Here is a 21,680-nt window from a genome sequence, read left to right as displayed (position 1 = left end):
CCGAAAGGGCACCATGAGCACCCTCACGATCGACTCCGTCTCCAAGAGATACGGCGACAAGATCGCCCTGGACAACCTGAGTTTCGACGTCCGCCCGGGCGAGCTGTTCGGCTTCGTCGGCAGCAACGGCGCAGGCAAGACCACCACGATGCGCATCGCGCTGGGAGTCCTGTCGGCAGATTCCGGCCAGGTTCTGTTGGGCGGTAAGCCCGTCGACCTCGACGTCCGCCGCACCATCGGCTATATGCCCGAGGAGCGCGGCCTCTATCCCAAGATGAAGGTGGGCCCGCAGTTGGCCTACATGGCCGAGCTGCACGGCCTGTCGTCCAAGGACGCCAAGGCCGCGGTGATCCGCTGGACCGAACGTCTCGGCATCGATCAGCGCGTCAACGACACCGTCGACGCGCTGAGCCTGGGTAACCAGCAGCGCGTGCAGTTGGCGGCCGCGCTGGTGCACGACCCCGCGGTGCTGGTCCTGGACGAGCCGTTCTCCGGCCTCGACCCGATTGCCGTCGACGTCATGAGTGAGGTACTGCGCGAAAAGGCCGCTGCCGGAGTGCCGGTGGTGTTCTCGAGCCACCAGCTCGATCTGGTGCAACGCCTGTGCGATCGCGTCGGTATCATCGCCGCGGGCTCGATGAAGGCCGTCGGAACCGTCGACGAGCTACGCGGGTCGGGAGATTCGCAGCTACGCGTCCACGCACCGAACGCCGCACCCGGATGGGCGTCGGGCATCACCGGAGTGAGCACCCTCGGCCACAGCGACGGCGTCACCGTCCTGGGCTTGGCACCCGGGGCCGACGACCAGCAGATCCTGCGGGCGGCACTGGCGACCGGTCCGGTACACGACTTCTCCATCCAGAAACCTTCCCTGAGCGACCTGTTCCGAGAGGCGGTAGTGGCATGAGCTCCCAACTGAACTCCTTCAGCGCTGTGTCGTTGATAGCCAAGCGCGAGTTCACCGTTCAGGTGATAAAGAAGAGCTTCGTCATCAGCAATGCGATCATCCTGGCCGTCATCGTCGGCGGTATCGTCGCGTTCTCGATCTTCTCCGGCAGCGGTGACGAGGAGCGCGACGTCGTCGGCATCGCCGGAGACCAGTCCATCGCGGCCGTAGTCGAAGCAACCGGCGACGCCGTCGGCTCGCCGGTCGAGGTCCGTGAGATCGCCGACGCGGCGGCCGCACGCAGCGGCGTCGAATCCGGGGATCTCGACGTGGCGTTGGTTCCGGACGGAACCGACGGTGCGTACACCGCCGTCACCGAGTCCGACCTGACCGGAACGTTGCGCGCCGTCGTCGAAGGCAGTGTTGCAACGCAAGCCACCAATACTGCACTGGCGCAACAGGGTGTCGATCAGAACGAGCTCGGAGCAGCGACAAGCGCCGCAACGGTCACCGTCGACGCCATCGATCCCCCGGATCCCGAGGCAGGTCAGCGGACCGCACTTGCCCTGTCGGCAGTGTTTCTGCTGTATGCCCAGATCATCGGCTTCGGCATGTACGTCGCGATGGGCGTCGTCGAGGAGAAGTCCTCTCGGGTGGTCGAACTGCTGCTCTCCACCGTCCGCCCCCTGCAGTTGCTGTGGGGAAAGATCCTCGGTATCGGCGCGGTCGGCATCGTGCAGCTTGCTCTCTACGGAATAGCCGGTGTCGGTGCAGGATTGGGTACGGGCGTCCTCACGGTCACGGGTGCTGCGGTGAGCGTCTTCGCCGCAACCCTCGCGTGGTTCGTTCTCGGGTTCGCATTCTTCGCGGTGCTCTACGCTGCGGGCGGCTCGATGGTCTCGCGGCAGGAGGACGTCAACTCGACGACCATGCCGCTGTTGATCCTGATCATGGCGATGTTCTTCGCGGCCTTCTACTCCGTCAGTGATCCGGAGAGCACCCTGGCCAACACGCTGAGCTGGATCCCGCCGTTCTCCGCGATCATGATGCCTCTGCGAATTGCAGCGGGCGTGACCTCGCCGGTGCAGATCGTCGGCTCGGCGGTTCTGATGGTGGTCACCACCGCGACCCTGGCCATGGGCGCGGCGAAGATCTACCAGCGTTCCATTCTTCGGATCGGCAAGACCGTCTCGTGGAAGGAAGCGTTTGCTCGCTAGGGTTCTTCCATGAACCCACGGACGTCCGCCGCCGAGATTCTCGATTCCGTTCTCGACGGCGGATCTTTCGTGTCGTGGGACTCCACGCCGGTGGACGTCCATCCTGGGGAGTCCTATCTGAGGGACCTGGCCAAGGCTCGGGAGAAGAGTGGCGTCGACGAGTCGGTGTTGACGGGCGAGGGCACCATCGAGGGTCGACGCGTGGTGATCATCGCGTGCGAGTTCGCTTTTCTCGCCGGTTCGATCGGTGTTGCCGCGGCCGAGCGCATCACCTCCGCCATCGAACGCGCCACGGCCGAGGGGCTGCCGCTCATCGCCTCTCCCACCTCGGGCGGCACCCGAATGCAAGAGGGCACACTCGCCTTCGTGCAGATGGTCAAGATCGCCTCGGCCGTCACCGCGCACAAGGCCGCGCACCTGCCGTACCTGGTGTACCTCCGCAATCCGACGACCGGAGGCGTGTTCGCATCCTGGGGGTCGCTTGCTCACGTCACCGTGGCCGAACCCGGCGCACTGATCGGGTTCCTCGGGCCCCGCGTCTATCAGGCGTTGTACGACAAGCCATTTCCGGACGGCGTCCAGACCGCCGAGAACCTCTACCAGCACGGCGTCATCGACGGTGTGGTGCCGGTGGTTGACCTGCGCCACTTGTTGATCCGCGCACTTCGCGTGATCGTCGACGCCGCCGTGTGGCCCGAGGATGCCGGCGAGGAATCGGTGGACATCCCCGAGACTTCGGCGTGGCATTCGGTGCAGTCGTCTCGCCGCACCGACCGGCCGGGTATTCGGCAACTCATCGAACACACTGCCAGCGAACACGTTCCACTCAGCGGCACCGGACAGGGCGAGGCCGACACCTCGATTCTGTTGTCGCTGTGCCGAATACGAGGAGCCTCGTGCGTCCTGTTCGGCAACGACCGGAGCAGCAGCACCGCCACCGCCACGATGGGTCCTGCGGCACTACGTGAGGCACGACGCGGCATGCGCCTGGCCGAGGAACTACGCATCCCGCTGGTACTGGTGATCGACACCTTCGGCGCTGCCCTCTCCAAGGAAGCCGAGGAAGGCGGCCTGGCACCTGAGATAGCCCGCTCGATCTCCGACCTGGTGACCGTCGATACCCCGACGGTATCGGTGCTGCTCGGCCAGGGCACCGGCGGCGGAGCGCTCGCACTTCTGCCCGCCGATCGCGTGCTGTGTGCCCAGAATGCCTGGCTCGCACCGCTTCCGCCCGAGGGCGCCAGCGCCATCGTGCACCGGGACACCGCTCACGCCCCGGACATGGCCGAGGCGCAGGGCATCCGCTCGGTCGACCTGCTGCGCGACGGCATCGTCGACGCCATCGTCCCCGAACTCGCCGACGCCGCCGACGAACCGGCCGCCTTTTCCGCCCGAGTCGCCGATGCCATCGTTCGAGAACTGCGCACGTTGTCCACCGTCGACTCCGCCACCCGCACGCGATCCAGACTCGCCCGCTACCGCACGCTGGGATGAGCGGCTCCGCCGCATGTGAGCGAGGTGCCTTCGGGTCGTTCCGCAGGCTCCACTCCCGCCTCGACCCCTGCTACGAGACCGGAGTGGAGCCTGCGGAACGACCGCAGGCTCCGCCGTGCACCTGCGAGGTCACGAGCGCCAATACGTCACCCGCACGCAGGTCGGCGGGAAGCTCCACCGGACCGATACAGCGTCGACCCGGACCGTGCACATCGACCTTGACCACCGGACCCACCGAATGCCGGTTGACCACCACGGCCTGGCGCAGATCCGCGAACTCGGCGTCGACGCCCACCTCGCCGGCAATCACCGAACGCACCCGAGTCACCAGAATCGAACCCCACTGCACCGGAGTGCCCTGCGCGTCCGCAAGATCCTCCAGCGCAACGCCGTCGACCGTGATGCGGCCGCAGACGCAATGCGTATCTGCAGGCCAGAGCGTTGGATCGCACCGCGAAACATATGCGGCACCGAGGGACGGAAGCATGTCGAGAAGTGTCATGAGAGGAAGTCTCACGCCGCGCGGTGGCGTCGAACAGAGGTGTTGACGCAATCTTGACGGCACCCACGGGAAATTTGACGCGCTTCGCCCCGCGATGCCGCTGACTGTACTCACTGGTACATTCGATCGGGTGATTGCAGACGACGTCTATCGCCGCGGCCGCGCAGGCCTACCCTCGTGGATCTCCGACTACGACGGTCGACGCACCGAACTGCCGATCGCACGCTGGATGGGCGGAGCCCATTCGACGGTCGACGACATCCGGGCCGACGAGGCCTCCATTGCGTTCTGCACCGGCCCCACCCTCGATCTCGGCTGTGGGCCAGGGCGGTTGACCGAGGCACTGACCCGTGCCGGCGTTCCCGCACTGGGGGTCGACACGTCCCCGGTCGCCGTGGAGATGACGAATCACCGCGGTGGGTTCGCCGTGGAACAGGACATCTTCTCAGCGCTCCCCAGGGCCGGGCAGTGGTCCCACGTACTGCTCGCGGACGGCAACATCGGTATCGGCGGCGATCCTGCCGCGCTGTTGACGACCGTACGAAGACTGCTGCACGAGAGCGGAACAGCCATCGTCGAAGTCGAGCCGACCCCCGATCTGGACGATCGGAACCGAATGGTTCGATGGGAGACCGGCGGCTCGGTGGGCGAGTGGTTCACGTGGGCCAGTGTCGGCGCGAGTGCGCTGTACTCGCTGGCGGTGGCTGCAGGGCTTCGGGTCCGCCGAACCATCGAATCGAACGGCCGAGTGTTCATCGAACTCGCTGTTCACAGCATCGACCGAGGAGCCGAGGGCCCGTGAGCAAGGAGCTGCCGAGAACGGCCAAAGGCAGACGAACCAGAGCTGCGATCGTCGACGCCGCAGCATCGATGATGTACGACCACGGCGTCGCGGGAACCACTCTCGACGACGTTCTTGCCGCATCGGAGACCGGGAAGTCGCAGCTCTACCACTACTTTTCCGACAAGTCGGACCTGGTCGAGGCCGTCATCACACGTCAACTCGAGCGCGTGCTCGCCGCTCAGCCACGCCTGGCCCACATCGACAGCCTCGACGACATCGACGCCTGGGCCGCCGAGATCGTGCGAAATCACGAACAACCAGGCGGTCCGTTCTCGTGCCCCCTCGGTTCACTCGCTGCAGAACTGAAGAACGACGCGGCGTTCGTTCCTGCCCTGCATGCCGCGTTCCGGCGCTGGGAGCAACCTCTCGAGCAGGGACTTCGTCGCATGATCGACCGGGGCGAACTCGACGTCGCGACCGATCCGGCCGCCGCTGCCGCCACCTTGATCGCCTCACTGCAAGGGGGCATGCTGATCGCCCGCATCGCGGGCGATGTGCAACCACTGCGCGACACACTGAACGCAGCGGTCGCCGCATTGCGTCGACGCGCGACCTGAGAAGCGACGCCGGGACGCACCCTGGCGAAAGCACTCTCGGTGCGCTAACCTCGACTCACTGATTTGTACTACTGGGTACAATCTTGGAGACGGGAACCAGCATGCAACGAATTCCCACGTTCCGAAGCCCGATCCGCGGCGTCTGGTTCACGTCGGTCCTCGCATCCGTCCTGCTCGTCGTCCTGCCGATCGTGACGATCACCGGATTCTTTTCCTGGGCCGCGTACGGTCCTCAGTTCGGCCAGGCCATGCCCGGCGACGTCGGATGGTTACGGATACCGTCGTTCGACTGGCCGACCGAACCCGCCTGGCTCTACCGGCTCACCCAGGGCCTGCACGTGGGACTCGGTCTGGTCATGGTGCCGATCGTGCTGGCCAAGCTGTGGTCGGTGATTCCGAAGCTGATCGAGATGCCCCCGATTCGCAGCGTGGCGCATCTGCTGGAACGAGTGTCGTTGCTGGCGTTGGTCGGTGGCATACTCTTCGAGATCATCACCGGTGTGCTGAACATTCAGTACGACTACATCTTCGGATTCAGCTTCTACACCGCGCACTACTGGGGAGCCTGGGTGTTCGTCGCCGGCTTCGTCGCCCATGTGGTGTTGAAGTTTCCGACCATGGTGACCGCGCTGCGAACCCGCCCGTTCCTCGAGCTGATGCGCATCAGGGTGGCCGACACGGTGCCCGACGCCGACGACGAATCAGGCCTTGCTGCAACCGATCCCGCTCCGGCGACGATCAGCCGCCGCGGAGCACTCACCCTCGTGGGCGGCAGCGCATTGTTCGTCGCCGTGCTGAGTGTCGGGCAGACGACGGGCGGGCCCTTGCGCGGGGCAGCGCTCCTGCTCCCCCGAGGGCGTTCGTACGGCAACGGCCCCAACGACTTCCAGATCAATCGCACTGCACGATCCGCGGGCGTCACCGACGCGCAGACAGGAGATTCGTGGCGGCTGACCGTATCGGCCGGCGGTACCGCCGTAGTACTCACTCGAGCTCAACTCGAGCAGATGGACCTGCATACCGTCGAACTCCCGATCTCCTGTGTCGAAGGCTGGTCGACGGTACAGACGTGGACCGGTGTTCCACTGCGCGATCTGGCGGCGCTCGTGGGCATCGATTCTGCCGATACCGGTGAGGTGCGGTCGCTCGAACCCGTCGGTTCGTTCAACCGCGTCACCTTCGGGGGACATCAGATGATGCATCCCGATTCGCTTCTCGCACTGAAGGTCAACGGGGCCGACCTGTCCCTCGATCACGGCTATCCCGCTCGGATCATGATGCCGGCGATACCCGGAGTGCATGCCACCAAATGGATCGAATCAGTCGAATTCTTCGGGGAGGGAGCATGAGTACGTTTCGGGCGAGGTACGGCGCAGGCCCCGTGCATCTCGCGGTCACGGCCTTCTGTCTCGCCCTGTCCGGAGCGGTGGTCCTGACGATCGGCTTTCCGGCCCTGTGGAACACCGACAAGTGGTGGCAGTCCATCGGGCTCTGGTTCGTCGGCGCGGCCGTGGTGCACGATGCGATCCTGTTTCCGTTGTACGCGGTACTCGACAGAACTCTGGTTGCTCGACTGGGCAGGTTCGTCAACGCGGTACGCATTCCTGCGCTCGGAGCGGGACTGAGCCTGTTGCTGTTCGCACCGGGGATCTTCGCGCACGGAAGCGAGACATACGAGGCCGCCACGGGTCAGACCCAGGAGCCGTACGCGATGCGATGGCTGTTGCTGGTCGCGGGGATGTTCGCGGCCAGCGCGGCGTTCTACGGCGGCCGCGAAGTACTTCGGAGGCTACGCACCCGCCCCGTTGGCGATAACCCGAAACGGCAGCACGTGCCCAACTAGGCTCGGTGGCATGAGTGGCGAGTATCGGCAGGCATTCGGAGACAGCGTCGACAACCGGGAGCAATTCTGGCTGTCTGCGGCGGCAGACGTCGACTGGGACACCCCTCCGACCACCGCGTTCGACGGCTCGCACTGGTTTCCCGGTGCCCGCCTGAACACCTGTTTCAATGCCCTCGACCGACATGTCGACGCCGGGCACGGCGACCGGACCGCATTGATCTACGACTCGGCGATGCTCGGACAAACCCGCAGCTACACCTACGCCGAACTGCTCGATCGGGTCGCTCGTTTCGCCGGGGTGTTGAGCAGCAACGGCGTCTCCCCCGGCGACCGCGTGGTGATCTACCTGCCGATGATTCCCGAGGCAGTGATCGCCATGCTCGCGTGCGCCAGGCTCGGCGCGGTGCACTCGGTGGTGTTCGGCGGCTTCGCGGCCAAAGAGCTGGCGGCGAGAATCGACGACGCCGAGCCGGTCCTGCTGATCACTGCTGCCGGCGGGTTCGAGCCTGGTCGAGTCGTCGAATACCTCCCCTTGGTGCAGCGCGCCCTGACTCTCACGACGGCGACCGTCCCCGCGGTGATCGTCAAGGCCCGCGACGGCATCGCAGGCAGCCACGACTGGTTGGACTGGGACACCCTCATCGCCGACGCCCCCGCCGCCCAACCGGTTTCGGTGCAGGCGACGGATCCGTTGTACATCCTCTACACCTCGGGCACGACCGGTAAGCCCAAGGGTGTGGTGCGCGACAACGGCGGTCATGCGGTTGCGTTGACGTGGTCGATGCGCAACATCTACGACGTCGGTGCCGGTCAGGTGATGTGGACGGCGTCCGATGTCGGCTGGGTCGTCGGACACTCCTACATCGTCTACGGACCGCTGTTCGCAGGTGCCACAACGGTTCTCTACGAGGGCAAACCCGTCGGAACTCCCGATGCAGGCGCGTTCTGGCGGGTGATCCAGGATCACGGCGTCCGCGCGTTGTTCACCGCGCCGACGGCCTTGCGTGCCATCCGGAAGGTCGACCCACACGCCGCCGAGCTCGAGAAGTACGACACCTCGTCGCTCGAGACACTGTTCGTCGCCGGTGAACGCCTCGATCCCGATACCTACGAGTGGATTTCGCGAACCCTGGACCGCCCCGTCGTCGACCACTGGTGGCAGACCGAAACCGGCTGGGCGATCTGCGCCAATCTTCGTGGCCTCGAACCACTTCCGATCAAACCCGGATCACCGACGGTACCGGTGCCGGGTTTCCAGGTCGGTATCCTCGACGCGGCCGGTGCGCCGGTGGACGCAGGCACCGAGGGCAACATCGTCGTGCAGCTGCCACTGCCACCGGGCGCGCTGGTGGGACTCTGGAACGACGAATCACGGTTCCAGCGTTCGTATCTGGACACGTTCCCGGGCTACTACCTCACCGGCGATTCCGGGTACATCGACGCCGACGGGTACGTCTACGTGCTGGGCCGCAGTGACGACGTCATCAACGTGGCCGGCCACCGCCTGTCCACCGGGTCGATGGAGGCCGTGCTGGCCGGTCACCCCGCCGTCGCCGAATGCGCCGTCATCGGAATCCACGACGACCTCAAGGGCCAGCGCCCCAGCGGCTACGTGGTGCTCAAGGCCGGGGAGACCATCACCGAGGATCAGCTGCGTACCGAACTGGTGGCCATGGTCCGCGATCAGATCGGTGCACTCGCGACGTTCCGGGACGTGACGATCGTCGGTGCCCTACCGAAGACCCGCTCGGGCAAGATCCTGCGGAAGACGATGCGGCAGATCGTCGCCGGCGAGGAGTACGGCGTGCCGTCGACCATCGAGGATCCCGCCGTACTCGATGCGCTGGAGAAGTTGCTCGGCAGATAGGCGGCACCAATTCGCGCAACGATGGCCGAAACCCGCGCGCCAGGGGTCGTTCGCGCGAGATAGCGTCGTGCTCATGACAGATCTCGACACCCGTCCCGCCGTCGATTGGCTCGCCCTCGGTGCAGTCACCGTCACGGTGATCTCGTGGGCCTCGGCCTTCGTCGCGATTCGCGGCGTCGGCGAATCCTTCGGGGCGGGCCCGCTCGCGCTGGGTCGGCTGCTGATCGGATCTGTGGCACTCGGCGCGATAGTTGTGGCCAGAAGACAGTGGGTCAGGCCCAACCGCACACAGTGGCTGCAGATCGTCAGTATCGGCGTGTTCTGGTTCGGCATCTACAACGTCGCCCTCAATGCCGCCGAGCAACGCGTCGATGCCGGTACGACGTCGATGATCATTCAGATCGGTCCGATTCTGGTCGCCCTGTTCGCGGGTCTGCTTCTGGGCGAGGGCTTTCCGAAGTGGTTGGTGATCGGTGCGGGCATAGCGTTCGCCGGCGCGGTCATGGTCGGTGTCGTCACGGCGGTGACCACGACGTCGACCACCAAGACCGACGCCGATTTCCTCGGCATCGCTCTGTGCCTGGTGTCCGCGGTGACCTACGCCATCGGAGTGCTGAGCCAGAAGCCGGTGCTGCGCACAATCCCCGGACTTCAGGTGACGTGGATGGCATGCACCATCGGCGCGGCGTGCACGCTGCCCTTCGCACCGGCGCTGCTCGACGACCTCGGGGCCGCCTCGGCCGGTGCCACCGGCGGATTGATCTACCTCGGCCTGGTCCCGACGGCACTGGCCTTCAGCACCTGGGCCTATGCGCTGACGCGGATGAACGCCGGCAAGCTCGGAATCACCACGTACGCCGTGCCACCGATCACGATCACGCTGGCCTGGCTCCTGTTGGGTGAGGCGCCGCATTACCTCGCCGTGGTCGGTGGAGTGATCTGCCTGGTGGGCGTCGGGTTGTCCCGCAGAAGATAGGGGTCACTCCGCAGGCTCCGCTCCCGCAGGAGAATGGGGTCACTTCACAGGCTCCGCTCCCGCAGGAGAATGGGGTCACTCCGCAGGCTCCGCTCCCGCGCTAGATCGCCTTGAAGCGGGCGATCGCCACCTCACGCTCGTGCTTGTGGTCGACGATCGGATCCACGTAGTCCTTGGGTCGACCGAACTTCAACGTGTGCACGGCTTTTCCTTCTTCGCCGCGCAGCTCCGGCACCCAGCGTCGGACGTAGTCCCCGGTGGGGTCGAACTTCTCGCCCTGAGTGATCGGGTTGAACACACGAAAGTACGGCGAGGCGTCGGTACCGGTCCCGGCGGTCCATTGCCACCCGTGCTGATTGTTGGCCAGATCGCCGTCGACGAGGTGCTGCATGAAGTAGCGCGCTCCCCGCCACCACGGCAGATGCAGATCCTTGACGAGGAACGACGCCACGATCATCCGCACTCGATTGTGCATCCACTTCTCGGAGTTCAGCTGCCGCATACCGGCATCGACGATCGGAAAGCCCGTTTTGCCCTCGCACCAGGCGTCGAACAACTCGTCGGCGTGCTTGCCCGAGTCCAGTTCGATGGCGTCGAACTTCTTGACGTAGTTCTCTCTGGCACTGTCGGGTCGCTGAAAGAGGATGTCGGCGTAGAAGTCTCGCCAGCAGATCTGTCTGCGGTACGACGCCGCACCCTCGCTGCGGAGCTTTCCCAGGTCTGCCAACATCGTCCGTGGATGAATGGTTCCGTACTTCAGATGCACCGACATCCGGCTCGTCGAGTCGAGATCGGGACGGTTGCGCTCGTCGTCGTACGCCGAGACCTCGTCGAGGAATTCCTTCCACTGCTTCGACGCAGCTGCCTCACCCGCCGCCGCGTCGGACGCATCCCTCTCGGAGGGAATCTTCACTCGCCGAACGCCTTTCACCTCGTCCGGGTCGATCCAGTCGGCGGAGTCGGCCGATGTGTCCGCCGGACCGCGCCACCCGTGTTCCAGCCACTGGCGCGAGTACGGCGTGAACACCTTGTACGGCTCCCCGTCGTTCTTGACGATCCGCCCGGGGGCGACCGCGTACGGAGACCCGGTCTCGACCAGAGTCACCTTCTCGCCCACACGCTTGTCTCGCTCACGCCCGTACGGACCGTAGTCGGCGCTGATGTGCACGTCCTCGGTGCCGATCGCCTTCGCCACCTTCGGGACCACCGTCGCGGGGTCACCGTGCACGACCATCAACCGGCCGTCGAGTTGCTCGTCGAGTGCCTCGAGCGACCGGAACAGAAAATCCTTGCGCGGTCCGCCGGACGGCTTCAGCAGCCGATCGTCGAGCACGAAGAGCCCGAGCACCGGGTCTCCCGACTCGGCAGCGGCGGTGAGGGTGGGCAGATCCCCCAGACGGAGATCACGGCGAAACCAGACGATCGACATGCTTTCAGTCTTACCCACCGCGGTCCCGAGCAATCCCCGGCTCGACCCTTCGATTCTCAGAGAACCGCCAACCACGACTCACCAAGGCCGCAACAACGACCTCTAGCTTGGGATATACCGAACAGACAAGGAGAACATCATGACGAACACACGCCCCTTCCCCGGTGCACTCTCCCTGATCGACAGCACCTGCACCTTCGAGAAGTACTACGAGCAGCTCTACGCAAAGGCACCCGCACTGGCCTGGTCGCTCGATGCCGACACCGGCCGCCGCAGTGCCCTCGAGGACTTCTTCGCCAAGACGCCCGAGGAACGCCGCACCACCGTCGACAGCTGGGTTGCATAGCATTGGTCCGATGACCGAATCGCCGAGCACCCCCGCCACCGTTCTCGTCGTCGACGACGACGCAGACGTGTTGTCGTCACTGCAACGCGGCCTGCGCCTGTCCGGGTTCACCGTCATCACCGCGTCGGACGGCGCGGAGGCGCTCGGCGTCGTGTCGCGATCGATGCCCCACGCCATCGTGCTCGACATCAACATGCCGGTGCTCGACGGTGCCAGCGTGGTGACCGCGTTGCGCGCCATGGGAAACGACATCCCGATCTGCGTACTCAGTGCCCGCAGCTCGGTCGACGATCGCATCGCCGGACTCGAATCCGGTGCCGACGACTACCTCACCAAACCGTTCGTGTTGGCCGAGCTCGTCGCTCGGATCCGAGCCATGCTGCGTCGTCGCGGCACCGGTCCGGTTGTGCCGGTGGCAGATTCGGGCGCACCGAACTCGGCCGTCGCGATCGGCACCCTGGTGGTCGACATCCCCGGCTATCGCGTCCACCGCGGCGGAGCCGACATCGACCTGACCAAGCGCGAATTCGAGTTGCTGGCGATCCTGGCTCGCAACAAGGGCGTCGTTCTCACACGTGAACGACTGCTCGAACTGGTCTGGGGCTACGACTTCGTTGCCGACACCAACGTCGTCGACGTGTTCGTCGGATATCTCCGACGCAAACTCGAGGCCGACGGGTCGCCGCGCATCCTGCACACGGTCCGCGGGGTCGGCTTCGTCGTCCGGGACGCCCCATGAGCTTCTCGCTGCGCGCCCGAGTGGCCGCGGCCACCGCTCTCGGAGCCACCCTGGTGGTGGCCGCCCTCGCGGTGGTCACCTCGGTCGCCATCTCCCGCAACAACGTCAATCAGCTCGACGAACGTCTGACGACGGCCTCGCAGGTGCTGGTCCCGAACTCGTCGACGTTGGAGGCCTTCATCGATCAGCTGTCCGGCGCGTTCGCCGTCACGATTCGCAGTGGCGACATCGTGGTCGCATCGACCCCGACGCGGCTGCCTGCGCTGGCGGCCGGATCCCAGACCGTCGACGTGGACGGTCAACGGTTCCGGGTCTACACGGCAGTATCGACCGTTGTCTCGTCCATCTCCATCTCGATCGGTGTGCCCGCCATCGAAGCTCAACAAGTGACCGACGAGCAACAGAAGCAGGTAATCCTGTTGGGACTGGCCGCGATCGCCGTGTCGACGGGCCTGGGTTGGCTCTTCGGTGGACGGGCCGTGAGACCGCTGGTGACGTTGACCCGTCAGGTCAGTGCCCAGCCACCGACCGCTCCCGAAACCCGCACGGGCGTCACCGAAGCCGACGAACTCGCCGTCGCCATCGGGGGCATGCTGACCAGGCTGAACGAGGCTCAGGAACGCACCAATGCCGCGCTCGACACTGCCCGCGATTTCGCGGCCGTCTCCGCGCACGAGCTCCGCACCCCGCTGACCGCGATGCGCACGGACATCGAGGTGCTCAGAACCCTCGATCTCGAGCGCGCGCAGCAGCAGGAGATTCTGGGCGACCTCGAACGGACACAGGGACGAGTGGAGACGACGCTGACAGCCTTGGAGAGACTGGCGTCGGGTGAATTGTCCAGCGAGGCCGACAGAGTCGAGACCGACATCATCGACATCTGCGACGTCGCAGCCCAGGATGCGCAGCGACTGCATCCGGGCCTCGACATACGGGTCGAGTCCGCCCCCGACTGCGAGATCACGATGCGCGCCCTGCCGACCGGCCTTCGGCTGGCCGTCGACAACGTGATCGGAAACGCCGTTCGGCACGGCGACGCGACGTCGATCGTCATCACCGCCGAGCGCGAGGGCACGACGGTACGCGTCCTGGTCGACGACAACGGATCCGGCGTTCCCCTCGATGAACGCGAGACGGTCTTCGGCCGATTCGAGCGCGGCACCCGAGCGGCCAAGGGCGGCTCGGGGCTCGGCCTGGCACTGGTGGCTCAGCAAGCCCAATTGCACGGCGGGCGGGCCTGGTTCACCGACAGTCCACTGGGCGGAGCGAGATTGGTGCTGGAGCTGCAGGACAGCTGAAGTACGGCAGTCTTTACGCGGGGGAAACCTGCGGGTCCATCCGATCCGAGGATCATGTACCCATGCACACGTCGTCGGACTTCTTCGTCCCCATCATCGACATCTCGCCGTACGTTCTGGACGGTGCCACCGCGGCGGCCGACGGGACCGCCCGGCGCAGCGTCGCGTCGGACATCGATTACGCCTGCAGCACAGTCGGTTTCATGCAGATTCTCGGACACGGGATCCCCGAGGAAACCGTGACCGGCCTGGCGTCGGCGATGGATTCGTTCTTCGGACTCGAACCGGAGGCGAAGCGGGCCTACATCTGCCCACCCGAACGCAACCGCGGGTACACCGCTCCGAAGAGCGAATCGCTGAGCCTGAGCCTGGGAGTCGAATCGGCGTCGGGCACGAACGACTGGTTCGAGGCCTTCAACGTCGGGACGGGCGAGGCGAACATCTGGCCCGAGTGCGCGGGGTTCCAGTGCGCCGTCGAACGGTACTTCGCCGAGGCAGCGCGTGTGGCTCGGACGCTGACCACCGTGTTCGCCGACGCACTCGGTGTGGCCCCGACCGTGTTCTCCGACATCACCGATCGCTCGCTCGACACCCTGCGGATGAACAACTACGCGCTGAACCCCGGCCTGCGTGTGCCGGACACCGAGCTCACCGGGATGAGCGAGCACACCGACTACGGATTGGTGACGGTGCTGTGGGCCGATCGAGTGCCCGGTCTGCAAGTTCTCGGCATCGACCGACGGTGGCACGACGTGCAACCCGTCGAGGGAGCGATGCTGGTGAACCTGGGTGATCTGACGGCCCGACTGACCAACGATCGCTGGGTGTCGACGCTGCATCGCGTGCGTCCGCCGATCGCCGACGGAACGATTCAGCGCAGGCGCTCTGCCGCCTTCTTCCACGACGGCAACCTCGACGCGGTGATCGCGCCGTTGCCGTCGTGCATCGAGCCCGGTGACGTGGCCCGGTACGAACCGGTGACGGTAGCCCAGCACATTGCCGCCAAGCTCGCGGGTTCCCGAGGGGGAAAGGCCAACACCTCGGCAACCCGCGAGGCCGAGCGGGTACGCAGCGCCGTCACCTGACCTGCGGGTGCTTCGAGTGCAGTTATTTGACGTCGAGCAGGTCGATGACGAACACGAGCGTCTTTCCGGACAGGCGGTGACCTGCGCCGGCGGGGCCGTAGGCGAGCTCCGGCGGAATGGTGAGCTGACGGCGTCCGCCGACCTTCATTCCGGGGATGCCGTCCTGCCAACCCTGAATGAGTCCGCGCAACGGGAACTGGATGGATTCGCCGCGGTTCCAGGACGAGTCGAACTCTTCGCCCGAATCGAACTCGACTCCGACGTAATGCACCTCCACGGTGCCGCCTGCGACTGCCTCTGCGCCGTCACCCTCGACGAGGTCGACCGTCACCAGGTCCAATGGTGCTGGTCCGGCCTGAAATTCGATCACTGGCTTCGTCACTGAAGTCTCCTGCGGTTGATGCCGGCCCGCCGACGCCGGCTGTGAAGCTCTGGGCATATTCCACCTCGACTTTACGTCGTGATGGTCAACCGATCGGAGCTGGCATCAAATTCGTCTGGTATTCGCAGGTCAGCGTGTTGCCGGTTGCGGGGTCGGCCATCTCGACCTTCCACGCGTCGGAGAACTGATTCACCCCGTGATGCATCGAGATGGTGCCCGAGATCAAGACCGTTCCACGCGCGAACAGACCGCGCTCGGTGAGTACGTCGAGCCAGTACTGCGGAGCGAGAAGATCACCGAGAGTTCCGGACTGGATGAGAACTCCGTCGGCCCAACCGGTCAAGGTGATCTCGTCCAGTCGGTCGGCCACCTCGCTCAACCGCCACGCACCGGTACCGAGCACGTCGGGAGCGGCGTTCTTGCTCCATGCGACGCTGTGCACTTCAAGGTCACGGTCGGTGTGGTCGCATGCGACCGTGAGCAGCACGTCGTCGATGGTCCCGCCCAGGATCACCAGAGCCCATTCGGCCTCGCCCGAGGTGCGTCCGTGTTGAACGGCGACGGCATCGGTCTGCTGCGCCAGATACGGCGAGATGGGGTACAGCGCCGGGGTAACCGTGGGAGCCGGCACGCCCAGTTCGGCCAACTCCGCGATGTGCGACGCCACCTCTTCCTGGTTGCGACCGGCATAGCCCGCATTGAGCAGCGCGGTCACTTCTACCGACTCGGTCGTGCCGTCGGGCAACGTGAATGTGAGCATCAGTAAGGACCCTCTCCTCGTAAATTAATTGTTTCCGATGCGCTCAAAGCCTTGCGCATACGTCTTGTATACAGCAAGTATGGAGCGCGTACAACGGATAGAGTGATCCCAGGCACACAAAGGAGTCGTCATGACCGAACCAGTTTCGGTGGATAGAAAAGGCCTGGCCAAGGCCTTTGCCGCCAGCCTGACCGGAACGGCGTTGGAGTGGTACGACTTCGCCGTCTACTCGGCCGCAGCAGCGCTGGTGTTCCCGCTGGTCTTCTTCCCCGACAGCGATCCGCTGACCGGCACATTGCTTGCCTTCTCGACCTACGCGGTCGGATACATCGCCCGTCCAGTAGGTGGATTCGTCTTCGGGCGACTCGGCGACGTCATCGGCCGAAAACAACTTCTCGTCATCACCCTGCTGTTGATCGGCGTCACGACGTTCGCCATCGGTCTGATCCCCGGATACGACACCATCGGCATCGCGGCCCCGATCATCCTCGTCACCATGCGCTTCTGCCAGGGCGTTGCCGTCGGCGGCGAGTGGGGCGGAGCCGTTCTGCTCTCCAGCGAATACGGCGATCCCCGCAAGCGCGGCTTCTGGTCCTCCGCAGCGCAGATCGGACCACCGGCGGGCAACCTGCTCGCCAACGGCGCACTGGCAATCCTGACTCTGTCGCTCACCGACCAGCAGTTCGAGTCCTGGGGCTGGCGTGTTGCATTCCTCTTCTCGGCCGTTCTCGTCGGTTTCGGTCTGTGGATCCGCTTGAAGCTCGAGGACACCCCGGTGTTCAAAGCACTTCAGGAGAGCGGCGATCGCTCGGAAGCCCCGATCAGCGAAGTGTTCAAGACGGAACTGCGACCACTGGTGGCAGGCATCATGTCCCGCGTCGCACCCGACGTCATCTACGCACTGTTCACGGTCTTCTCGATCACCTACGGAACTCAGAAACTGGGCTTCGAGCGCAGCGAGGTGTTGACGGCAATTCTGGTCGGATCGGCCTGCCAACTCGGCTTGATCCCGCTGGCCGGAGCGGTCTCCGACCGCATCAACCGACGCCTGGTCTACGGCGTCGCGGCCGTGGGCGGCGTTGCCTGGAGCGCGATCTTCTTCCTCGTCATCGGCGGTGGATCCCTACCGCTGCTGATCCTCGGCGTCGTCGTCGGCCTGGCGTTCCACTCGTTCATGTACGGACCGCAGGCCGCCTTCGTCACCGAGCAGTTCAGCGTTCGACTCCGCTCGACCGGCAGCTCGTTGGCGTACACGATCGCCGGAGTGTTCGGTGGAGCGATGGCACCGCTGATCTTCGTGTACCTGCTCGACAAGACCGACAGTTGGGTACCGATCGCCGGATACATCGTCATCGTCGGCGCGGTGACGCTGGTCGGCCTGGCACTGGGACGCAACCCCGACCCCACCGAGGACGAGCACTACGTGCTACTGAATCAGGAACACGAAAAGGCTACGCGCGCAGCAGAGTCTGAAGTGTGACCTCGAGGTGAGCGTCGATCTTCTCGTGCACCAGGCCCTCGTCGCCGACACTCAGTGCGTCGATGATGGCCTGGTGCTCGGCGCACACGCGGTGCTGCCGGTTGGCCGCGGTGAACAGAGCGCTCAGACCGACCCGCAGCTGCCGAGCACGCAGACCCGCGTAAGTGCGGGAGAGGAGATCGCTGCCCGCCGAATCGATCAAACTCTGATGGAAGGTGCCGTCCCAGTCGATGAACTCCTTCGGCGCATCGGCACTGTCGGAGTTCATCAGCAATTCCTGCTGTTCGAGCGCATGCTGCATCGCCGCGATCGGAGCGTCCCCGGCGCGCAGCGCACGGGTGGCCGCATGCCGTTCGAGAACGCCGCGCAGATCCATCAGTTCGGCGATCTGCCGTCCGGACATGGCCGGCACATGCGCGCCGCGCTTGGGCACCATCTCGACCAGTCCCTCGGACTGCAACATCAGCAGCGCCTCACGCACCGGTGTCCGCGACACTCCGATACGCGTCGCGAGCTCCTGTTCGTTGAGAAACGTGCCGGTGGCCGCCGGTGACGACAACACCTGATCGCGTACGAACAGATATGCCTTGTCCCTCCCCGACAGTGGTTGCATACGATATGTATACCTGTCTTCCCCCGACGAAACCAGGAGTCAGACCGTGAGCTCGACTATCCGCATCAGCCTGGCCCAGATCACCAGTGGCGAACACCCCACCGACAACCTCGAACTCGTCGACACCCACGCCCGTGCCGCCGCACACGCCGGTTCGGACGTCGTCGTGTTCCCCGAGGCGACCATGCGATGCTTCGGCGGACCCATCAGGAAAATCGCGGAGCCTCTCGACGGCGAGTGGGCGAACGCCGTGCGCTCCATCGCCTCCGACGCCGGCATCACCGTCGTGGCCGGAATGTTCACTCCAGCCCCGGACGACAGGGTGACGAACACCCTGCTCGTCACCGGGCCCGGCATCGACGCGAGCTACGACAAGATCCACCTGTTCGACGCATTCGGATTCGCCGAATCCGATACCGTCGCACCGGGTTCGGACCCGCTCGTGGTGGACATCGCCGGAGTTCGAGTGGGCTTCGCGACCTGCTACGACATCCGATTCCCCTCGCTGTTCCAGAAACTCGGCGACCTCGGAGCAGAGGTCGTCGTGGTTCCCGCGTCGTGGGGATCGGGTGACGGCAAGGTCGAGCAATGGACCCTGCTCGCTCGCGTACGCGCGTTGGACTCGACCACCTTCATCGCAGCCTGCGACCAAGCCGAACCCGCTGCCGCCGAGGGTAATGCGCCGTTGGGCGTGGGACACAGCATCGTCTGCTCCCCCACCGGCGAGATTCTCGGTCAGCTCGACGCGACACCGGGCATGCTGACCATCGACATCGACACAGGACTGGTCGACGCCGTACGCAAGACTCTGCCGGTGTTGGAGAACCGAGTCCATTTCGCGTGACGAATCCTGCTCGTTGCAGGTTCGGCTTTTCGCGAGATCTGGGGCGGGAACGCGGTTTCGGGTCACCTCCGCCGTGAAAACGTGGTGTGATGTCGCTTGTCGAACTGGAGAAGTGGCGGGGCACTTCCATCGTTTCACGAGGAGACGACGATGGTGCAGGTCAACCGACGGGATGCGGTAGCACTCGGGCTGAGCGCGGCGATGCTCGGCGGCTCGACAGCGACCACGGCACGCGAGGCCGAACGTTCCGCGATCGACCGCAGAACACGAGGCCGTGTGAACGGCAACACGAATCGCATCCACGATGCCATCCCCGCTCCCTCTCTCGCACAGGGACTTTCGACATGAAACGACTACCACTTCGGGCCTGCCTCGATGGATCGACGCCGAATCATGCCATCTGCGGTGAGCAGGCATGACCGGAAGCACGCGTCCCAGTACCGGCCACAACGACCGGAGACGAAGCCGACCGTCGTGGTCGGTGTTCGACGCAGAACCGTTGATCTACGGGACGGTCATCATCATGACCGTGATGGTGGTGGGAGCGGACGATACGGACGTCGATTTCGGTGACGCGACAGGAATGATCCTCGGGCCGATGGTCGCGACTGCCGTCGCGCACCTCTTCTCGTCGTGGCTGGGATACGTGAACAGCCACCACCACATGCCCGACGGTGCCGACAGGCGCCATTTGCTCTGGCACTCGGCGCATTTCCTGCTGCTGACAGTGGTGCCTCTCATCATCATCGGGCTCGGACGGGTGAGCGGTCTGTGGTCGGCCTACGGCGCACTCGACACCATTTCCGATCTTGCGTTCCTGTTCCTTCTCGTCCTCGGAGCCGCCAGCGGCTGGCACGCCAGCAGGAGGAAATGGCGTGGGGCAATTCTCGGTGGCCTGGTTGCCATCGTCGTCGGTTTGATCGTCACAGTTCTCAAGGTCGTACTCGAACACTGACAACCGAGAAGGAGGAGCCGGCCATGGTTCTCCGCTCCGCCACCACCTCCGGTCGAGGCTGGGCCACGTTGGCTTTCGCAGTCGTACTCGTCCTGACGGCATGTTCTTCGTCCGAGGACCGGAGCGAGGAAGGGTTCACCGAGATGGACCCCGGTTCGGGCACGCTCGTGGCCTCGTCCGGCTTCGACGTCCGGCGGGACGGCTTCTCGTTCCCCAACTGGGGACCGCCGACCGCGGAGCATGGCCGAGGGCTCACACCGGCCTCGATGCAATCGCTGTTCGGAGATGCCGTGTGCACTCCCGGAACCGAGAGCGCCCAGTGCGTTCTCTCGCCGATGGGACGGGTGACCTCGGAGGTGTTCGAGAACGGAATGAACGGTGGTCACTGCTTCGGAATGGCCGCGGTCGCAGGGTTGGCCTACCGCAACTCGATCGACACCTCGTCCTTCGTCGCCCCCGGAGCGACATTGTTCGATGCACGCCCCTCCCCCGCGACCGATGCCGTGATCGCGCGATACTTCAACACTCAGGAGGTCGAACCGACAGCCGACTCCGAGATGTCCGAACCTGTGGACGAGGTGATCGATCGACTCACGTCCGCGTGGGCCGAAGGTCAGGACCATCTACTCGCCTTCTACACCGAGGACGGAACGTCCGGCCATGCCGTGACACCGATCGCGATACGCGATCTGGGAGACAGCAAACGTGGAATTGTCATCTACGACAACAACTATCCCGGTGTCGAGAAGATGATCGTCACCGATCCGGCCGCCGATACGTGGTACTACACCACCTCGGCAGACCCCGCCGACGACAGCTACCTGTTCTCCGGGACCCCGGACAATCAGTTGAAGTTGTTTCCTCTGGCCGAGATGACCGGCGTTCATCGGTGCCCCTCCTGCACGGAGGTCGGTGAGCCGGGCCAGGACTACCTGGTGTTGGTCACCGACGACACCAACGATCCCGTCGATGCGACCGATGTCGAATGGAGCTTGTCGGTGTCCGACACCGACCGGGTGCGACGGTCCGCGTTCATCAACAACGACAACACGGCATTACTGGAGACCTCGACCGACACACCGATGCGGCTCACGCTCTCCGACGTCGCGGACAACGATCGCGACGCGTCGATCGACATCTCCATCCTGTCCGACGGATGGGTGGTTCGATCGACCTCCCTTCGCCTGCCTGCGGGCGCGTCGATCGTCGCCGAGGTCAGCCCCACCGAACGATCGTTGACGCTCACGACCGACGCCCCCACCACGAGTGATTACACCGTCGCCATCGAGGATGCTCGGGGGTCACGGTCTGCATTCGTCAGCACCATCGACCTACCCGTCGGCGGCAACCTCGTGGTCGCCCCGACGGATACGGACACCTTGCGCCTGAGCGACGGTGCAGGACAGGTGCTGCGCGAGGTGGCGATGACCTAGCAGCCACGCCGGCGCGAACTCGAAGTCGGGGATGGAATTCGGCGGAAAACCGTCCGTGACTTCGAGTTCGGCGAAGCCGGACCAACGACGTCGCCGCCGGCTCCCGAGGGGAGCCGGCGGCGACGTTGTA

23 protein-coding genes are annotated in these 21,680 nt (G+C 65.0%); 18 read left to right on the top strand and 5 right to left on the bottom strand.

Annotation, left to right across the window (positions count from 1 at the left end; translation table 11 throughout):
• Positions 1–13: 13 nt before the first annotated feature.
• Genes CH274_RS18985 through CH274_RS18975 form a run of 3 tightly spaced genes read left to right on the top strand, consistent with a single transcriptional unit; the run spans position 14 to position 3,597 of the window.
• Positions 14–907: an ABC transporter ATP-binding protein gene (locus CH274_RS18985; protein ID WP_094631169.1), complete on the top strand. Its 894-nt coding sequence runs from the start codon at positions 14–16 to the stop codon at positions 905–907.
• Positions 904–2,103 carry an ABC transporter permease gene (locus tag CH274_RS18980; protein ID WP_094658470.1) on the top strand — a complete coding sequence of 400 codons (1,200 nt, stop codon included), beginning with the start codon at positions 904–906 and terminating at the stop codon, positions 2,101–2,103. The genes CH274_RS18985 and CH274_RS18980 overlap by 4 nt, the downstream gene beginning before the upstream one ends.
• 9 nt (positions 2,104–2,112) lie before the next feature.
• Positions 2,113–3,597 carry a carboxyl transferase domain-containing protein gene (locus CH274_RS18975; RefSeq protein WP_094658468.1) on the top strand — a complete coding sequence of 495 codons (1,485 nt, stop codon included), beginning with the start codon at positions 2,113–2,115 and terminating at the stop codon, positions 3,595–3,597.
• Positions 3,598–3,667: 70 nt separating this feature from the next.
• On the opposite strand, the gene CH274_RS18970 is transcribed toward CH274_RS18975, so the two are convergent.
• Positions 3,668–4,099 (bottom strand): hypothetical protein, encoded by a 432-nt coding sequence (locus tag CH274_RS18970; protein WP_094658466.1) that lies wholly within the window; start codon positions 4,097–4,099, stop codon positions 3,668–3,670.
• A 130-nt stretch (positions 4,100–4,229) separates the two neighbouring features.
• Between CH274_RS18970 and CH274_RS18965 the strand changes: the two genes are divergently transcribed.
• The 6 genes from CH274_RS18965 to CH274_RS18940 all read left to right on the top strand — a co-directional run bounded on the left by CH274_RS18965 (position 4,230) and on the right by CH274_RS18940 (position 10,186).
• Entirely contained in the window at positions 4,230–4,901 is a 672-nt protein-coding gene (locus tag CH274_RS18965; RefSeq protein ID WP_256993638.1) for a class I SAM-dependent methyltransferase, read from the top strand.
• On the top strand, positions 4,898–5,500 hold the full coding sequence (locus tag CH274_RS18960) for a TetR/AcrR family transcriptional regulator (protein ID WP_176459145.1): 603 nt from the start codon (positions 4,898–4,900) through the stop codon (positions 5,498–5,500). Before CH274_RS18965 ends, CH274_RS18960 begins: the two co-directional genes overlap by 4 nt.
• A 101-nt stretch (positions 5,501–5,601) precedes the next feature.
• On the top strand, positions 5,602–6,849 hold the full coding sequence (locus CH274_RS18955; RefSeq protein WP_094658749.1) for a molybdopterin-dependent oxidoreductase: 1,248 nt from the start codon (positions 5,602–5,604) through the stop codon (positions 6,847–6,849).
• On the top strand, positions 6,846–7,343 hold the full coding sequence (locus CH274_RS18950; RefSeq protein ID WP_094658462.1) for a hypothetical protein: 498 nt from the start codon (positions 6,846–6,848) through the stop codon (positions 7,341–7,343). The genes CH274_RS18955 and CH274_RS18950 overlap by 4 nt, the downstream gene beginning before the upstream one ends.
• Before the next feature lie 10 nt (positions 7,344–7,353).
• A complete protein-coding gene (locus tag CH274_RS18945) occupies positions 7,354–9,210 on the top strand; it encodes a propionyl-CoA synthetase (protein ID WP_094645685.1) in 1,857 nt (618 codons plus the stop codon).
• A gap of 73 nt (positions 9,211–9,283) precedes the next feature.
• Positions 9,284–10,186: a DMT family transporter gene (locus tag CH274_RS18940; RefSeq protein ID WP_094658747.1), complete on the top strand. Its 903-nt coding sequence runs from the start codon at positions 9,284–9,286 to the stop codon at positions 10,184–10,186.
• Between the two features lie 100 nt (positions 10,187–10,286).
• Here the strand turns inward: CH274_RS18940 and CH274_RS18935 are convergent, their stop codons facing one another.
• Positions 10,287–11,615 (bottom strand): cryptochrome/photolyase family protein, encoded by a 1,329-nt coding sequence (locus tag CH274_RS18935; protein WP_094658745.1) that lies wholly within the window; start codon positions 11,613–11,615, stop codon positions 10,287–10,289.
• A gap of 139 nt (positions 11,616–11,754) precedes the next feature.
• Here CH274_RS18935 and CH274_RS18930 point away from each other — a divergent pair, with 139 nt between their 5' ends.
• The 4 genes from CH274_RS18930 (at position 11,755) to CH274_RS18915 (ending at position 15,083) form a co-directional block, all read left to right on the top strand.
• A complete protein-coding gene (locus tag CH274_RS18930; protein ID WP_032395828.1) occupies positions 11,755–11,961 on the top strand; it encodes a hypothetical protein in 207 nt (68 codons plus the stop codon).
• Between the two features lie 10 nt (positions 11,962–11,971).
• On the top strand, positions 11,972–12,700 hold the full coding sequence (locus CH274_RS18925; RefSeq protein WP_045196584.1) for a response regulator transcription factor: 729 nt from the start codon (positions 11,972–11,974) through the stop codon (positions 12,698–12,700).
• Complete coding sequence (locus CH274_RS18920; RefSeq protein ID WP_179275805.1) at positions 12,697–13,998, top strand: sensor histidine kinase; 1,302 nt, start codon at positions 12,697–12,699, stop codon at positions 13,996–13,998. Before CH274_RS18925 ends, CH274_RS18920 begins: the two co-directional genes overlap by 4 nt.
• 62 nt (positions 13,999–14,060) lie before the next feature.
• Positions 14,061–15,083: an isopenicillin N synthase family dioxygenase gene (locus tag CH274_RS18915; protein WP_094658460.1), complete on the top strand. Its 1,023-nt coding sequence runs from the start codon at positions 14,061–14,063 to the stop codon at positions 15,081–15,083.
• A gap of 22 nt (positions 15,084–15,105) precedes the next feature.
• Here the strand turns inward: CH274_RS18915 and CH274_RS18910 are convergent, their stop codons facing one another.
• Both CH274_RS18910 and CH274_RS18905 read right to left on the bottom strand, forming a co-directional pair.
• Positions 15,106–15,465: an FKBP-type peptidyl-prolyl cis-trans isomerase gene (locus CH274_RS18910; protein WP_032377394.1), complete on the bottom strand. Its 360-nt coding sequence runs from the start codon at positions 15,463–15,465 to the stop codon at positions 15,106–15,108.
• An 85-nt stretch (positions 15,466–15,550) separates the two neighbouring features.
• Positions 15,551–16,225, bottom strand: coding sequence for a DUF2848 domain-containing protein (locus tag CH274_RS18905; RefSeq protein ID WP_094658459.1), 675 nt, complete (start codon positions 16,223–16,225; stop codon positions 15,551–15,553).
• A 130-nt stretch (positions 16,226–16,355) separates the two neighbouring features.
• Between CH274_RS18905 and CH274_RS18900 the strand changes: the two genes are divergently transcribed.
• A complete protein-coding gene (locus CH274_RS18900; RefSeq protein WP_032395832.1) occupies positions 16,356–17,705 on the top strand; it encodes an MFS transporter in 1,350 nt (449 codons plus the stop codon).
• Here the strand turns inward: CH274_RS18900 and CH274_RS18895 are convergent.
• Positions 17,677–18,318, bottom strand: coding sequence for a GntR family transcriptional regulator (locus tag CH274_RS18895; protein ID WP_094631274.1), 642 nt, complete (start codon positions 18,316–18,318; stop codon positions 17,677–17,679). The genes CH274_RS18900 and CH274_RS18895 overlap by 29 nt on opposite strands.
• 46 nt (positions 18,319–18,364) lie before the next feature.
• Here CH274_RS18895 and CH274_RS18890 point away from each other — a divergent pair, with 46 nt between their 5' ends.
• The 4 genes from CH274_RS18890 to CH274_RS18880 all read left to right on the top strand — a co-directional run bounded on the left by CH274_RS18890 (position 18,365) and on the right by CH274_RS18880 (position 21,550).
• Positions 18,365–19,162, top strand: coding sequence for a carbon-nitrogen hydrolase family protein (locus tag CH274_RS18890; RefSeq protein WP_256993637.1), 798 nt, complete (start codon positions 18,365–18,367; stop codon positions 19,160–19,162).
• Positions 19,163–19,312: 150 nt separating this feature from the next.
• Positions 19,313–19,510, top strand: a complete 198-nt coding sequence (locus CH274_RS28920; RefSeq protein ID WP_143544488.1) for a hypothetical protein — start codon at positions 19,313–19,315, stop codon at positions 19,508–19,510.
• A 67-nt stretch (positions 19,511–19,577) separates the two neighbouring features.
• Complete coding sequence (locus CH274_RS18885) at positions 19,578–20,117, top strand: hypothetical protein (RefSeq protein WP_094631159.1); 540 nt, start codon at positions 19,578–19,580, stop codon at positions 20,115–20,117.
• A 23-nt stretch (positions 20,118–20,140) separates the two neighbouring features.
• On the top strand, positions 20,141–21,550 hold the full coding sequence (locus tag CH274_RS18880; RefSeq protein WP_094658457.1) for a hypothetical protein: 1,410 nt from the start codon (positions 20,141–20,143) through the stop codon (positions 21,548–21,550).
• Positions 21,551–21,680: the final 130 nt, after the last annotated feature.

Origin of the sequence: Rhodococcus sp. 06-418-5, assembly GCF_002258285.1 — a bacterium.
Lineage (GTDB): Bacteria > Actinomycetota > Actinomycetes > Mycobacteriales > Mycobacteriaceae > Rhodococcoides.
Note: the sequence above shows the minus strand (reverse complement) of the source record. Positions and strands in the feature narration are given on the sequence as shown.